Origin of the sequence: Streptomyces pactum (assembly GCF_002005225.1) — a bacterium.
Taxonomy (GTDB): Bacteria; Actinomycetota; Actinomycetes; order Streptomycetales; family Streptomycetaceae; genus Streptomyces; species Streptomyces pactum_A.
In genome coordinates this window covers 3,107,831-3,123,182 of record NZ_CP019724.1, presented here as the reverse complement: position 1 = coordinate 3,123,182, position 15,352 = coordinate 3,107,831, and the positions used below count along the sequence as shown (strand labels likewise).

12 protein-coding genes are annotated in these 15,352 nt (G+C 71.9%); 8 read left to right on the top strand and 4 right to left on the bottom strand.

Going from position 1 to position 15,352, the window contains the following annotated elements:
- Nucleotides 1–73: 73 nt before the first annotated feature.
- Nucleotides 74–1,273 carry an IS110 family transposase gene (locus B1H29_RS12580; protein WP_055416408.1) on the bottom strand — a complete coding sequence of 400 codons (1,200 nt, stop codon included), beginning with the start codon at nt 1,271–1,273 and terminating at the stop codon, nt 74–76.
- A gap of 261 nt (nt 1,274–1,534) precedes the next feature.
- Here B1H29_RS12580 and B1H29_RS12575 point away from each other — a divergent pair, with 261 nt between their 5' ends.
- The 3 genes from B1H29_RS12575 (at nt 1,535) to nudC (ending at nt 7,624) form a co-directional block, all read left to right on the top strand.
- Nucleotides 1,535–5,104, top strand: a complete 3,570-nt coding sequence (locus B1H29_RS12575) for an ATP-dependent DNA helicase (RefSeq protein WP_055417964.1) — start codon at nt 1,535–1,537, stop codon at nt 5,102–5,104.
- Nucleotides 5,105–5,114: 10 nt separating this feature from the next.
- Complete coding sequence (locus B1H29_RS12570; RefSeq protein WP_055418931.1) at nt 5,115–6,518, top strand: dipeptidase; 1,404 nt, start codon at nt 5,115–5,117, stop codon at nt 6,516–6,518.
- Between the two features lie 161 nt (nt 6,519–6,679).
- A complete protein-coding gene (gene nudC / locus B1H29_RS12565) occupies nt 6,680–7,624 on the top strand; it encodes an NAD(+) diphosphatase (RefSeq protein ID WP_055417963.1) in 945 nt (314 codons plus the stop codon).
- Nucleotides 7,625–7,708: 84 nt separating this feature from the next.
- On the opposite strand, the gene B1H29_RS12560 is transcribed toward nudC, so the two are convergent.
- On the bottom strand, nt 7,709–7,951 hold the full coding sequence (locus B1H29_RS12560; RefSeq protein WP_055417962.1) for a mycoredoxin: 243 nt from the start codon (nt 7,949–7,951) through the stop codon (nt 7,709–7,711).
- A gap of 210 nt (nt 7,952–8,161) precedes the next feature.
- On the opposite strand from B1H29_RS12560, the gene B1H29_RS12555 reads away from it, so the two are divergent.
- The 4 genes from B1H29_RS12555 (at nt 8,162) to B1H29_RS12540 (ending at nt 11,724) form a co-directional block, all read left to right on the top strand.
- Nucleotides 8,162–10,363: an ATP-dependent DNA helicase UvrD2 gene (locus B1H29_RS12555; protein ID WP_409350907.1), complete on the top strand. Its 2,202-nt coding sequence runs from the start codon at nt 8,162–8,164 to the stop codon at nt 10,361–10,363.
- Between the two features lie 164 nt (nt 10,364–10,527).
- Complete coding sequence (locus B1H29_RS12550; protein WP_167392530.1) at nt 10,528–10,860, top strand: hypothetical protein; 333 nt, start codon at nt 10,528–10,530, stop codon at nt 10,858–10,860.
- A 175-nt stretch (nt 10,861–11,035) separates the two neighbouring features.
- Nucleotides 11,036–11,404 (top strand): WhiB family transcriptional regulator, encoded by a 369-nt coding sequence (locus B1H29_RS12545; protein WP_055417960.1) that lies wholly within the window; start codon nt 11,036–11,038, stop codon nt 11,402–11,404.
- Nucleotides 11,401–11,724: a hypothetical protein gene (locus B1H29_RS12540; protein ID WP_055417959.1), complete on the top strand. Its 324-nt coding sequence runs from the start codon at nt 11,401–11,403 to the stop codon at nt 11,722–11,724. Before B1H29_RS12545 ends, B1H29_RS12540 begins: the two co-directional genes overlap by 4 nt.
- A 109-nt stretch (nt 11,725–11,833) precedes the next feature.
- Here the strand turns inward: B1H29_RS12540 and B1H29_RS12535 are convergent, their stop codons facing one another.
- The gene (locus tag B1H29_RS12535; RefSeq protein WP_055417958.1) at nt 11,834–13,228 is read right to left on the bottom strand and encodes an ABC1 kinase family protein; all 1,395 of its coding nucleotides are present in this window, start codon (nt 13,226–13,228) and stop codon (nt 11,834–11,836) included.
- On the bottom strand, nt 13,221–14,435 hold the full coding sequence (locus tag B1H29_RS12530) for a TOMM precursor leader peptide-binding protein (RefSeq protein WP_055417957.1): 1,215 nt from the start codon (nt 14,433–14,435) through the stop codon (nt 13,221–13,223). The genes B1H29_RS12535 and B1H29_RS12530 overlap by 8 nt, the downstream gene beginning before the upstream one ends.
- A gap of 280 nt (nt 14,436–14,715) precedes the next feature.
- Between B1H29_RS12530 and B1H29_RS12525 the strand changes: the two genes are divergently transcribed.
- On the top strand, nt 14,716–15,312 hold the full coding sequence (locus tag B1H29_RS12525) for a M48 metallopeptidase family protein (RefSeq protein ID WP_055417956.1): 597 nt from the start codon (nt 14,716–14,718) through the stop codon (nt 15,310–15,312).
- The last annotated feature ends 40 nt before the right edge of the window (nt 15,313–15,352 follow it).

Sequence of the window (15,352 nt, the reverse complement as noted above, 5' to 3'; positions counted from 1 at the left end):
CACCACAGGCGCTGACCTGCGTTCTCTCCGCTCCGAAGGCGATGCCGTCCCCCGCTGATGCTCCTATTGCCTGTCAAACGGCTTGGAGCCAGTTGCGGTAGGCGTGGGCGAGGTCGTCGTCTCGGCGGGTCCCGCGTTCGAGGGTGGAGATGGTGGCCGGCCAGAGGGCGAAGTGGCGGGCTGCAGCGGTCAGGGTGATGTTCTTGGACCGCCGCAGCGGCCGTAGATCGTCGATGCCGGGGACGGTGACCGTGGTGGTCAGGCAGCGGAACATCTCCCGGGCGATGGCCCGTTTCAGCAGCCGGATGATCTCCTTCTTCGTCCGGCCGGCGGCGGTCTGACGTGCCACGTACTCGCGGGTGCGGGAGTCGCTCGACATGCGGACCAGGGCGACGCGGTAGAGGGCTGCGTTTGCTTGCCGGTCGCCGCCTCGCGAGAGGCGGTGGCGGTTGGTCCGGCCGCTGGAGGCGGGGACCGGTGCGGCTCCGCACAGGGCCGCGAAGGAGGCCTCGGTCCGCATGCGGTCGGGGTTGCCTCCGGCGGTGACGAGCAGTTGGGCCGCGGTGTCGGGGCCGACTCCGTGGGCGGCTCGCAGTCCGGGGTTGTGGACACTCACCACGCTGTCCAGTGCCTTGACCAGGGTCTCGTGTTCGACCGTCAGTTTCTTGACGCGTCGGGCGAGACTCTTCAGCGCGGTGAGGACCGCGGTATGGACCGCGTCCCCGGCGGGCCGCAGCCGGGCGAGGGCGTCGGTGCGGTCCGTTCCTTTGAGCCGGCCGTACTTGGCGCGGATGGTGTCGGGAGCGGTGATGAGGAGGCTGCCGATCTGGTTCAGGGCGGCGGTGCGGGCCTTGACCGCGGAGCGGGCGGCGTTGTGCAGGGCGCGTATGCCCGCGACCGTGTCGTCCTTGGGGGCGCTGGAGGCTCGTCCGGACAGGGCGGCGCGGGCGGCGGCGTAGGCGTCGATGGGGTCGGACTTGCCGATGCGGCGGCGTTCGGCCCGGTCGGGCCGGTTGACCTCCACGACATGAAGCCCCGCCTCGCGGGCGGCGCGGGTGAATCCGGCTCCGTAGGAGGCGGTGCCCTCCACCCCGATGGCGATCACGTGGCCGTGGGCGGTCAGGAAGGCCAGGGCCGCGGCGTATCCGGCGGCAGTGGTGGTGAACTCGGCGTCCGCGAGATGGCCGCCGTTGTCGCTGATGACCGCGACGTGGAGGGTGTCGGTGTGGGAGTCGACCCCGCCGACCACATCCTGGTCTGCCGTGTTGTCCATGACCGCTGATGTCATGCTGATGGTGCCTTCCCAGCCGAAGGTGGGCGCCGGCCGGGTGGCGCAGACAGGACATTGAAGGGGCTTCTGACCAAGCTCCTATCAGGTCATGTTCCGCCCGGCCGGAGCCATGAGAACAGGTCCCGGTGGCCGGACAGAACAGCCAGAAGACAGTCCAGCAGGACGTCAGTCAGTGGCAGAGCCATGACCACCGGAACCTGAGTATCAGGATCAATGTCAGTGGCCGCCGCTAGCCTCTGTGACGTGCCCGCCCATCTCACCGATCCCGAGCAGCTCAAAGAGCTCCTCGGCATCCCCTTCACCCCGGAGCAGACGGCCTGCATCATCGCGCCGCCCGCCCCGCAGGTGATCGTGGCCGGAGCCGGGTCGGGCAAGACGACCGTGATGGCCGCGCGCGTGGTGTGGCTGGTCGGTACCGGCCAGGTCGCCCCGGAGCAGGTCCTCGGTCTCACCTTCACCAACAAGGCGGCCGCCGAACTCGCCGAACGCGTCCGCAAGGCGCTGATCAGGGCAGGCGTCACCGACCCGGACGTGATCGACCCGGACAACCCGCCGGGCGAACCGGTGATCTCGACGTACCACGCCTTCGCGGGCCGTCTCCTGACCGACCACGGCCTGCGCCTCGGACTGGAGCCGACCTCCCGGCTGCTCGCCGACGCCACCCGCTACCAGCTCGCCGCGCGTGTCCTGCGCGAGGCCCCCGGCCCCTACCCCGCGCTCACCCGCTCCTTCGCCGACCTGGTCAGCGACCTCCTCGCACTCGACGCGGAGCTCGCCGAGCACCTCGTACGCCCCGAGGAACTGCGCACCTGGGACGCCGGCCTCCTGGACTCCCTGCACACCGTCAAGCTCAGCAACGCCGATCTGCGCAAGGTCCCCGAGGCCGCCGCCGCGCGCCGTGAACTCGCCGACCTGGTGATCCGCTACCGGGCCGCGAAGCGCGAACGGGACCTGCTCGACTTCGGCGACCAGATCGCGCTGTCCGCACAACTCGCCGGGCTCCCGGAGGTGGGCCGCGTCCTGCGAGACGAGTTCCGGGTCGTGCTGCTGGACGAGTACCAGGACACCTCGGTGGCCCAGCGCATTCTCCTCGCGGGCCTGTTCGGCGACGGCACGGGCCACCCCGTGACCGCCGTGGGCGACCCCTGCCAGGCGATCTACGGCTGGCGCGGCGCCTCCGTCGCCAACCTCGACGACTTCCCCGAGCACTTCGCGCACGCGGACGGCGGCCCCGCCACCCGGCAGGCGCTCAGCGAGAACCGCCGCAGTGGCGGCCGCCTCCTCGACCTCGCCAACGGCCTCGCCGAGCCCCTGCGCGCCATGCACGCGGGCGTGGAGGCCCTGCATCCCGCCCCGGGCGCCGAACAGGACGGCACGGTCCGCTGCGCCCTGCTGCGCACCCACGCCGAAGAGATCGACTGGATCGCCGACTCCGTCGCCCACCTCGTGCGTACCGGCAGGGCGCCCGGCGAGATCGCCGTCCTGTGCCGCACGGCGACCGACTTCGCCGAGATCCAGGGCGCGCTGGTGGCCCGCGACGTCCCCGTCGAGGTCGTGGGCCTGTCCGGACTGCTGCACCTGCCCGAGGTGGCCGACCTGGTCGCCGTCTGCGAAGTCCTCCAGGACCCCGGCGCCAACGCCTCCCTGGTCCGCCTGCTCACCGGCCCGCGCTGGCGCATCGGTCCGCGCGATCTCGCCCTCCTGGGCCGCCGCGCCCGGCTCCTGGTGAGCCACGCGCGCGTGGAGGGTGACGACGACCCCGACCGGCGGCTCGCCGAGGCCGTCGAGGGCGTCGACCCGTCCGAGGTGATATCGCTCGCGGACGCCCTCGACACCTTCCTGGAGACGCCGTTGGACGGCAGCGGGGACGACGACGGCCTGCCCTTCTCGCCGGACGCGCGCGTGCGGTTCGCACGGCTGGCCACCGAACTGCGCGACCTGCGCCGAGCCCTGTCCGACCCGCTCATGGACGTACTGCACCGGATCCTCGCCGTCACCGGCCTGGAGGTGGAACTGTCCGCCTCCCCGCACGCACTGGCCGCCCGTCGCCGCGAGACCCTGTCGAACTTCCTGGACGTCGCCGCGTCCTTCGCCGCGAGTGACGGCGAAGCCTCCCTGCTCGCCTTCCTGGGCTTCCTGCGCACCGCCGCCCAGTACGAGAAAGGCCTCGACAACGCCCTGCCCGGCGGCGAGAACACCGTCAAGGTGCTCACCGCGCACAAGTCCAAGGGCTTGGAGTGGGACGTCGTCGCCGTACCCGGCCTGGTCACCGGGACCTTCCCCAGCGGCCAGGGCCGCGAGAAGTGGACCGCCCAGGGCAAGGTGCTGCCGCACGGCCTGCGCGGCGACGCCGACACCCTGCCCGAGGTCGGCTCCTGGGACTCCCGGGGCCTGAAGGCCTTCCACGAGTCGATGAAGGAACACCAGCGCACCGAGGAACTGCGCCTCGGCTACGTCACCTTCACCCGCCCGCGCTCCCTGCTGCTGGGCTCCGGCCACTGGTGGGGCCCCAGCCAGAAGAAACCTCGCGGACCGTCCGAGTTCCTCACGGCGCTGTACGAGCACTGCGCCGCCGGACACGGCGAGATCGAGGCCTGGGCGGACGGACCCGCCGAGGACGAGGAGAACCCGGCCCTGCACCGGGCGACCGCCGACCAGGCCTGGCCCCTGCCACTGGACGACGCGGCCCTCGCCCGCCGCCGGTCCGCCGCCGAGACGGTCCTCGCACATCTGGACACCCTCGCCTCCCACGAGGACGGCCGCCTCGCCGCCGTGCACGACCCGGACACCCACGACGACCCGGACTGGCCGCCGCTCGAGGACGAAGAGGCACCGCAGGACGCTGAGGTACTCCATGAGGGAGAGGACCCCGGCGACCCCGACTGGACGGACGAAGGTCCCGACGACTGGGACTCCTGGACCGCGGACCGTCCCACCGCCCAGCCGGCCCCCGGCCCACCGACGCCGGACGTCAGCCCCGCCATCCCCCGCCAGGCGACTCCGTCGGGACCGCCCGGCGGCACCGACCTGCCCCGCCCGCACCGCGAGGAACCGCGCCCCGGGCAGGCCGCCCCCGCCTTCCTCACCCCTGAGGAGGCCCGCACCGTCGCCTCCTGGGACCGGGACCTCGACGCCCTCGCCGGGGAGCTCCTGCGCGCCCGCGAGAGCGTCACCGAGGTACCTCTTCCGGCGTCGCTGACCGCCTCCCAGCTACTCGCCCTGTCCGCCGACCCGGACGGCTTCGCACAGGAGCTGGCCCGTCCCATGCCCCGGCCGCCCCAGCCCGCCGCCCGCCGCGGGACCCGTTTCCACGCCTGGGTCGAGGCCCGTTTCGAACCCCTGACACTCCCCCTGCTGGAGCCGGAGGAGTTGCCCGGCAGCGACGCCGAGATCACCGACGAACGCGACCTGGAGTTCCTCAAGGACGCCTTCGAACGCACCGAGTACGCCCGGCGCACCCCCTACCGTGTCGAGGCGCCGTTCCAGCTCTCGCTCGCCGGCCGAGTCGTACGCGGTCGCATCGACGCCGTCTACAAGGAGGGCGACGGCGAGACGGTGACGTACGAGATCGTCGACTGGAAGACGAACCGTGCCGCCACCGCGGACCCGCTGCAGCTCGCCCTCTACCGCCTCGCCTGGGCCGAGCAGCAGCACGTACCGCTGGAGTCGGTGACGGCTGCCTTCCTGTACGTGCGCACGGGCGAGGTCGTACGGCCCGACGGGCTGCCGGACCGTGCCGCGCTGGAAAACCTGCTGCTGGCCGACCCGGTCGGTGACGAACCGCACGATCAGGGTGTCGGCGCGGGCCGATAGGCTCGTGAGCATGAGCGAGACCCCGGACAGCGCTGTCCGTACGTACATCGAGCACCACCGCGCCGCCTTCCTCGACGACCTCGTCGAGTGGCTGCGCATACCGTCCGTGTCGGCCCAGCCCGACCACGCGTCCGATGTGCGCCGCAGCGCCGACTGGCTCGCCGCCAAACTCGGGGAGACCGGCTTCGAGACCGCGGAGGTCTGGCCGACGCCGGGCGCCCCGGCCGTCTTCGCCGAATGGCCCTCCGGCGACCCGGAGGCACCGACGGTCCTCGTCTACGGCCACCACGACGTGCAGCCGGCCGCCCGCGAGGACGGCTGGAACAGCGACCCCTTCGAGCCCGTCGTCCGCGGAAACCGCCTCTACGCGCGCGGGGCGGCCGACGACAAGGGGCAGGTGTTCTTCCACACACTCGGCGTCCGCGCACATCTCGCCGCGACCGGCCGCACCGCCCCCGCGGTGAACCTCAAGCTGCTGATCGAGGGCGAGGAGGAGTCCGGCTCCCCGCACTTCCGCGCCCTGGTCGAGGAGCGCGCCGAGCGACTCGGCGCCGACGCGGTGATCGTCTCCGACACCGGCATGTGGTCCGAGGACACCCCCACGGTCTGTACCGGCATGCGCGGCCTCGCGGAGTGCGAGATCCGGCTGCACGGCCCGGACCAGGACATCCACTCGGGTTCCTTCGGCGGCGCGGTGCCCAACCCGGCCACCGCCGTCGCCCGCCTCGTCGCCGCCCTGCACGACGAGCACGCGCGCGTGGCGATCCCGGGCTTCTACGACGGCGTGACCGAACTCACCGACCAGGAACGCGACCTCTTCGCCGAGCTGCCCTTCGACGAGTCGCAGTGGCTGCGCACGGCCAAGTCGTACGCCGCCCACGGCGAGGTGGGGCACACCACCCTGGAGCGCGTCTGGGCCCGCCCCACCGCCGAGGTCAACGGCATCGGCGGCGGCTACCAGGGCCCGGGAAGCAAGACGATCATCCCGTCCTCCGCCATGGTGAAGCTCTCCTTCCGGCTGGTCGCGGGCCAGGACCCCGACCACGTCGAGAAGGCCGTCCGCGCCTGGGCCGCCGAGCAGGTGCCCGCCGGGATCCGCTGCGAGATCACCTTCAGCGGGGCCACGCGCCCGTGCCTGACGCCGCTGGACCACCCGGCGCTGCAATCGGTGGTCCGCGCCATGGGCCGGGCCTTCGGGAAACCGGTCCGCTTCACGCGCGAAGGCGGCTCCGGACCGGCCGCCGACCTTCAGGAGGTCCTCGGCGCACCGGTGCTCTTCCTCGGCATCTCCGTCCCGTCCGACGGCTGGCACGCCCCCGACGAGAAGGTCGAGCTGGACCTGCTCCTCAAGGGCGTCGAAACCTCCGCCCTCCTGTGGGGTGACATGGCGGAGCACTGGCGCCACGCGCCCTGAACGCCCCGCACGGTCCAGGTCCGGACCCGCATCACGCGCGCGGCACACCGAAAAGACCGCCCCGCACCGCCGAGCCCTCCGGGCCCCGGTCGCCACCCGCCCTACGACCCGCTGAACCGCCTGCCGAACCGAACCGCTCACCGGGGGAGTTGGAAGCACCCGTGACCACCTGGACCGACCACACCGCCGACCGTCCCATCTCGCTCACCGCTCCCAGCGGCATCGACCGCGCCGCCCACCACCGCCTGGACGAGGCCTGGCTCGCGGCGGCGTGGAGTCACCCGTCGACGCGCTGCTTCGTGGTCTCCGGCGGTCAGGTCCTCATCGACGAGACGCCCGACGGGCGTACTGAAGTCGTCATGATTCCCTCCTTCGAGGCCCCGCTCACCGAGGCACACCGCTACTTCCTGGGCACCGACGAGGACGGTGTCAGCTATTTCGCCCTCCAGAAGGACTCCCTGCCCGGCCGCATGGACCAGTCCGCCCGCCCGGCGGGCCTGCGCGAGGCCGGCCTGCTCCTGTCACCCCGTGACGCGGGCCTGATGGCCCACGCGGTCGCCCTGGAGAACTGGCAGCGTCTGCACCGCTTCTGCTCCCGCTGCGGCGAGCGCACCGTCATCGCCGCGGCCGGCCACATCCGCCGCTGCCCCGCCTGCGGTGCCGAGCACTACCCGCGCACCGACCCCGCGGTGATCATGGCCGTCACGGACGGGGAGGACCGCATTCTGCTCGGCCGCCAGGTCCACTGGCCCGAGGGCCGCTTCTCGACGCTCGCCGGTTTCGTGGAGCCCGGCGAGTCCATCGAGCAGTCGGTGCGCCGTGAGGTCTACGAGGAGGCGGGCATCACCGTCGGCCCCGTCGAGTACGTCGCCAGCCAGCCCTGGCCCTTCCCGTCCAGCCTCATGCTGGGCTTCATGGCCCGCGCCACCTCGACCGACATCAACGTCGACGGCGACGAGATCCACGAGGCCCGCTGGTTCTCCCGCGACGAGTTGGGCGCCGCCTTCGAGTCCGGCGACGTGCTCCCGCCCTACGGCATCTCGATCGCCGCCCGCCTCATCGAGCTCTGGTACGGCAAGCCGCTGCCGACGCGCGGCGCCTTCTGAGCAGTACGACGTGTAGAGGGGCGGCCCTCCCCGCCGGGGAGGGCCGCCCCTCTACACGTCTCGAGCGTCCGGCCGTGCCGTCGCTCAGGCGCCGACCTTCTGCTTCACCTGCGCCAGCGACGGGTTCGTCAGCGTCGAGCCGTCCGGGAAGAGCACGGTCGGCACCGTCTGGTTTCCGCCATTCGCCTTCTCGACGAACGCGGCGGACTCCGGGTCCTGCTCGATGTTGATCTCGGTGTACGCGATGCCCTCGCGGTCCATCTGGCTCTTCAGCCGACGGCAGTAGCCGCACCACGTGGTGCTGTACATCGTTACAGTGCCCGGCATGTCTATCGCGCTCCTTCGGCGGCTCGGGGATGAGGTCGCACCGAGGGAACGTCTGCGGAGGCGCCGCCATTCCCGGTGCGGGGCGGGTGCGGGTCTGGCGCGGTTCGCACGGGTCTCCGGTGCGTGACGCCTGTCGCATTGGTACGACTATCGGTGCGTGCCTGTGGACAACGGACTCACCCGCCTCCCATGACCTGGCAGCATGGCGGTGTGACAGCAGCAACGCACTCCACCCTCTTCCCGCAGGTACCGGACTCGGCCGACGCGGTGCTCGAAGGGCTCGACCCCGAGCAGCGCGAGGTGGCGACCGCCCTGCGCGGTCCGGTGTGCGTGCTGGCGGGCGCCGGTACCGGCAAGACGCGGGCGATCACCCACCGCATCGCCTACGGGGTACGCGCCGGGATCCTCCAGCCCTCCAGCGTGCTCGCCGTCACTTTCACCAACCGTGCCGCGGGGGAGATGCGCGGCCGGCTGCGCCAGCTCGGTGCCGCAGGCGTCCAGGCACGCACCTTCCACTCGGCGGCGCTGCGCCAGCTCCAGTATTTCTGGCCGAAAGCGGTCGGTGGCTCCCTGCCCAGGCTCGTCGACCGCAAGATCCAGCTCGTCGCCGACGCGGCCGCCGCCTGCCGCATCCGCCTCGACCGGGGCGAGCTGCGCGACGCCACCGCCGAGATCGAGTGGTCGAAGGTGACCCAGACCGTCCCCGCCGACTACGCTCTCGCCGCGGCCAAGGCCGGCCGCGAGGCGCCCCGGGACCCGGCCGAGATCGCCCAGCTCTACTCCGCCTACGAGGATCTCAAGCGCGGGCGCGGCGTCATCGACTTCGAGGACGTGCTGCTGCTGACGGTGGCCGTTCTCCAGGACCGGCACGACGTCGCCGAACAGGTCCGCGCCCAGTACCAGCACTTCGTCGTCGACGAGTACCAGGACGTCAGCCCCCTCCAGCAGCGCCTGCTGGAGCTGTGGCTCGGCGACCGTGACGACCTGTGCGTGGTCGGCGACGCCAGCCAGACGATTTATTCGTTCACGGGAGCAACCCCCGACCATCTGCTCGACTTCCGCGGCCGCCACCCCGGCGCCACCGTCGTCAAGCTGGTCCGCGACTACAGATCCACCCCTCAGGTGGTCCACCTCGCCAACGGCCTGCTCGCCCAGGCCCGGGGCCGGGCCGCCGACCACCGTCTGGAGCTCGTCTCCCAGCGTCCCGCGGGTCCCGAGCCCGTTTACACCGAGTACAGCGACGAACCGGCCGAGGCCGAGGGCGCCGCCCGGCGCATCCGCGAGCTCATCGACTCGGGCGTGTCGGCCGCCGAGATCGCGGTCCTGTTCCGCACGAATTCCCAGTCCGAGACCTATGAACAGGCCCTCGCCGACGCCGGGGTCCCCTACCAGTTGCGTGGCGCGGAGCGCTTCTTCGACCGTCCTGAGGTGCGCAAGGCAGGCAGTTCCCTGCGGGCCGCCGCGCGCTTCGGCGGCAACGACTCCCTCCTCGACGACGCCGTCGACCTGCCCTCGCAGGTGCGCGCGGTGCTGTCCGGGGAGGGGTGGACCACCCAGCCCCCCGCCGGGTCGGGCGCCGTCCGCGAACGCTGGGAGTCGCTGGCCGCACTGGTCAGTCTCGCCCAGGACTTCGCCGCCGCCAGAGCGGGCGCGACGCTGAGCGACCTCGTCGCCGAACTGGACGAGCGGGCCGGCGCCCAGCACGCCCCGACGGTGCAGGGCGTCACCCTCGCCTCCCTGCACTCCGCCAAGGGGCTGGAGTGGGACGTCGTCTTCCTGGTGGGTGTCGCCGAGGGCATGATGCCGATCACCTACGCAAAGACGGACGAGCAGATCGAGGAGGAACGCCGCCTCCTCTACGTCGGCGTCACCCGCGCGCGCGAACGCCTGCACCTGTCCTGGGCACTCGCCCGCTCTCCCGGCGGCCGGCCGAGCCGCCGTCCCAGCCGCTTCCTGAAGGGTCTGCGGCCCGGCTCCGGCACGGCGGGCGGGCGTACGGCCGCGGGCGGCCCCGGAGGCGTGGAGCGCGGCTTCGGGCGTGGCGGCGCCGCGCCCGCCGTCCCCAGACGTACCCAGCGGACCCCGGCCCGTTGCCGGGTCTGCGGGCGCACGCTCACCGAGGCGGGCGAGATGAAGCTGATGCGCTGCGAGGACTGCCCGTCAGACATGGACGAGGGTGTCTACGAGCGGCTGCGCGAGTGGCGTGCCGTCCAGGCGGGGCGCAGCGGGCAGCCCGCGTTCTGCGTCTTCACCGACAAAACGCTGATGGCGATCGCGGAGTCCGTACCGGAGGACGAGCGCGAGCTGGCACGCATCCCGGGAGTCGGAGCGCGCAAGCTCAACCGCTACGGAGCTGACGTCCTGGCCATCTGCGCAGGCCAGAGCGGCGTGGGTCTCGGCGAGGACGACTGATACAGACTCGTCGAAAAAATAGTTTGCGCATGCCCCGGGAATCCCCATAGGTTCTTGGTCACGGGAGCAGCGGCCTTCCCGAAGGCCCTGAATCCGTGTTGTACTTGCATATCCGCGGACTGGTTCATCCCAGTCCCCCGAGACGCCGAGAGGAGGCGAGTCCAGTGATCAGCATCAACTTCAGCTCCATCGTCAGCTCCACCGCCAAACTGACCGATCGCTCGGCCGTCTCCCTGTGCATGCTCGGCGTTTCCAACCGGGGTACCGGTCTGTCCGGCATTCGTGCCGTGCGTCCGGCCTCCGCCTCCGTTGCCCCCGCGGGCCTTCCCGTCCGTGAGCGCAATGAGCGACCGACCAAGGCACTGGAAGCAGCAGTAGCGACACAGGCGCAGGCCTATGCCTTTACCGCGACCGGTGCCGGATTCCGGAAGCAGACGACGCAGCACCACCTGATGTGGGCCTTCCGTGGGCCAGAACCCTGGAGTGATCCAGCCTGATCGGCGATCAGGCCGGCGCCTTCAGGGCCGCGGAACCCCACCCGGGATCCGCGGCCCTTCTGTTTGTCCTCGAACGGGGACGGCAGCACGAAGGAGCCTCGGGACAAGAAAAGAACCCGGTACCAAGCCGCCACCCGGCCGACCGGCCGGAACGACCAGACGAGGAAGACCACCCGTGCAACTCGAAGCGCACGCCCCGTCCGTACCGCCTTCCGACACGATCCCCAAGCCCGTCCCCACGGAGGACTCCACCTTGACTCCGCTCACCGCGCTCACCGCGCTTGACGACGCCATCGAGAACCTCGGCGTGCCCGTCCCCTGCCGCTCCTACGACCCGGAGGTCTTCTTCGCGGAGTCGCCGGCGGACGTCGAGTACGCCAAGTCCCTGTGCCGCACGTGCCCGCTGATCGAGGCCTGTCTCGCCGGCGCCAAGGAGCGGCGTGAGCCCTGGGGCGTCTGGGGTGGCGAGCTGTTCGTTCAGGGTGTCGTCGTTGCCCGGAAGCGGCCCCGTGGCCGCCCGCGCAAGAACCCGGTTTCGGCATGAACACCCCAGGAACGATCGACCGTCCCCTCACGTACGACCCCAAGAAGCAGGCCCCGATGAAGCCGTCCACCCACGACATCGCAGGCTCCGCGCCTGAAGACTTCACCACCAGCGACGCGAAGGACTCGCGTCAGAACAGGACCCGTGAGATGCAACTCATCCCAGAAGCCCTGGCTCGTGCGCATATGCACGACCGCCTGCAAGAGGCGGAGCAGGAACGCCGGGCCCTGCGCCTGGTGACCGCTCGCCGGATGCAGCGCCGGGCCGAGCGCGCCTCGCGGCGCGCCCGCCGGGCGCTCGCCATGGCGGTCATGCAGTAACCGAGCACACCCGAAGGGTGGCCTCCCGGCCAGGGAGGCGAAGCTCTCTTTGCGGGGGCCGGTCCGTTCCGAACGGGCCGGCCCTCACGGCGTGTTCAACTCCGGCGGTTCACGCTTCCGCCGCCGTTTCCCCCACCTCGTAGTCGTCCGCCGCCTCGTACTCGTCCTCCTCTTCGGGGACGAACCCCACCAACCACTCCTCCAACTCTTGGCGCAGCCGCACCGTCGCCCCCAACTGGCACAGCACACCGATGGTGCTCAGGGTCACGCGGTGAATCAACAAGTAGGCCGGCGGCAGGTTGAGCTGCTTGGCCAACTGGTAGGCGGGGGAGCGGGGGTCGCCGATCCGGGCCGCCTGGCTCCGCATCCAGCCACGGGTGAAGGTGAACTCGTCGACCCGGGCCGGCTCGATGATCGGCAGGAGATAGTCGAGGACGGCGTCGGGGTCCAGCTCTATCGACTCCCTGACGAAACCCTCTGTGCAGAGCATCTCGTAAACGGCGTCCGCCTCGCCGTCCAGCGTCATGCGCAGGGCCGCCCCGATGGGCTCGGGCAGGCCGCCCGGGAGGCGGTCGACCGTGCCGAAGTCCAGGACGCCCAGGCGCCAGTCGTCCTCACCGTCCGGCCCGCCGGGCAGCAGACGGAAGTTGCCGGGGTGCGGGTCGGCATGCAGCAGGCCGGTGCGCGCCGGACCCGAGAAGAGGAAGTGGGCCAGGAGCTGACCGGCCCGATCGCGCTGCTCCGGCGTGCCGTCCGCGATGATCTCCGACAGCGGGATGCCGTCGATCCACTCGGTCACCAGCACCTGCTCGCACTGGTGGACGACCTCCGGCACCGTAATGTCCGGATCATCCGCGAACTCCTCGGCGTGAGCCCGCTGTGCCTGCGCCTCCAGGTCGTAGTCCAGCTCCTCCGAGACCCGGTCCTTCAACTCCGTGATCAGCGGCTTGATGTCCATGCCGGGGACCAAGGGGCCGAGCAGGCGGGCGAAGCGGCTGAGCTGGTTCAGGTCGGACAGCAGGGCCTCGCCGGCGCCCGGGTACTGCACCTTGACCGCCACTTCGCGGCCGTCGTGCCACAGCGCCCGGTGCACCTGGCCGATCGAGGCGGCCGCGGCGGGCTTGTCCTCGAACTCGAGGAACAGGTCGTGCCAGTCCTCGCCGAGCCGCTCGGCCAGCACGGCGTGCACCGTGCGCGTCGGCATCGGCGGTGCGGCTTCCTGCAGCTTGGTCAGTGCCGCCCGATAGGGCCCGGCGACCTCCTCGGGCAGCGCCGACTCGAAGACGGACAGGGCTTGTCCGAACTTCATCGCCCCGCCCTTGAGCTCGCCCAGCACCTTGAAGAGCTGATCCGCGGTGCGTTGCTGCAACTGCTGGCCGACGATCTCCGCGGACTCGCCCACGATTCGCTTGCCGAGCCCCCAGGTCGCCCGCCCGGCGAAGCCGAGCGGGAGCGCGGCGAGCTTGGCGGTGCGGGTGACCGCCTTGCGCGGAAGATCAGACATGCGCCCTCCAAGTCCCAGCCGGCCGCGCCGGTTCTGCCTCATGGCGTACTTCCGTCGACGGCCCTTGCCCAGCCATTGTCGCGCGCCACCCCCCGTCCCCGGGGGTGTGTTCCTGGTTACCTTTGCCGGCGGCTCCGCACGGGCAGGCGGGGTGCGCCCGTACCGGCCGCGTGTGCCACCGCAGACCGGGCAGTGAAACCTCCCAGCGCGCACCGGTGCCCGAGGGCGTCCGGCCGTCCAGGAAGGCGAGCGCGTGGGCCGCCGCGAGCCCGGCGACGGTCGTGGCGAGGGTGAGGTCGCAGGCCTGCGCCCGGCGCTGTCGGCCGGAGCGCCACTGCGCCACCAGACGGGGCCAGGCCGGGTCACGGTCGGTGCGGTCCGCGTGCAGACAGCCGGCGCACCCCGTCTCGCCGGGCAGGACCAGGGGGCCGACGACGCCCGTTGCCTCCACGACGCCGGCGTACAGGTGAGGAGTACCGGAGGCCATCAGGGGTTCCGCGGCGGCAGGGTCGGGCGCGTGCACCGCGACGTCGTCGCGAGGCGCGACGACCACCAGGGAGAAACCCGGGGCGCTCCCCTCGGGCGGCGTCGTGGGACCGCGGCGCGACGGCCGGCCCGGGGCGGCCCGGCGGACCACCCGGCGGGCCGTCTCGTCGCGGCGGTCGCCGACGGACTCGGCGGGGAGCCCGCCCGGGGCGACGTCCCACGGCTCGACGCGGCCGCCGTCGAGCACGTCGATCTCGCCGACGCCCGCGCCCGACAACAGACCGGCGAGCACCGCGCCCACCCGCCCCGCACCCCGCACCCGCACCCGCAGGGCCCGCCGGGCGGCCAGGTGTCTCATGGCGTCCCCCGGTTCCGAGCTGGTCAGGGACAGCGAGGCGAGATCGGGGCGGAGCCGGTCGAGGAGCTCCTTCCTCTCCCGCAGCGCGTCGGCGTCCGGGCCGCCGCCCCGGGAGTCGTCGAGGATCCCGGCCCTGGCCAGCCGCTCCACCACCCGGTCGACGTGTCCGTCCGGCAGGTCCATGCGCCGGCCCTCCTCCCGCAGGAGCGCCGGTCCACGGGTGCCGTTGAGCAGTTCGAGAAAGCTGCCCGTCGCCGTGTCCACCGGGCCGAGCGTCAGCGCGTGCGCCGGCGTCATCCCGAACTGCACGGTGTTCAGATCGCGCCAGCCGCGCCTCAGCGCGGGCTTCACCATCGGATGCATGCCATATCCCCCATGACTCTTCGCGTTCCAAGGCTTCGAAAGTCCGGAACATCCCCGTATAGCCGGCGGTGGTCGGTCGCGTACCGGTTAGTGCGGTCGGTCGCGAATCCGCCGGCGAGTGCCAGCATGCCCGGAGGGGCGACCGGGCGTCGAAAGTTGTCCACAGGTGGTGGGTATTCGTCGTACGAATCGGTCGTCCACCTCCACGGAGGGGTGGCGGATCGGCGCCGAACCATCCCGGAGCCGGGACTTCCCCGTGTGCAGCGGGTAACGTCGAGGCGTGTCCGCCGACCCACTGCACCGCGCCGGGGCGCCCCAGCGCACACCGACGAATCCGCCGCCGAACGGCTCGAGGGCGAGCGCGATCGAGGTCCGCAGGAGCACCCGGCGACGCCGGACCGTCTCCGCGTACCGCGAGGGCGATCGCACCGTCGTGCTGATCCCCGCCCGGATGTCCGAGGCGGAGGAGCAACGCTGGGTGAGCGTCATGCTGGACAAGCTGGCCGCCCAGGAGAGCAAGCGCGTCCTCGGCGACGCCGAGCTGGCCGAGCGCGCGGAGCGTCTGTCGGGCCAGTACTTCGACGGCCGGGCCCGGCCCGCCTCGGTCCGCTGGGTCACCAATCAGAACACGCGCTGGGGCTCGTGCACCCCGTCCGAGGGAAGCATCCGGCTGTCGCACCGTCTCCAGGGCATGCCCGAGTACGTGGTCGACTACGTCCTTCTCCACGAACTGGCGCACCTGCTCGTCCCCGGGCACGGGCCCCGGTTCTGGCGGCTGCTGGACGCCTACCCGAGGACCGAGCGGGCCCGCGGCTACCTCGAGGGCGTGGTGGCCGCCGACAAGCTGCCGCACGTGCCCGGCGCTCGCAGCGAGTAGCGCGCGCCCCCGAGCGTGCCCCGGCGGAGTGTGCGACACG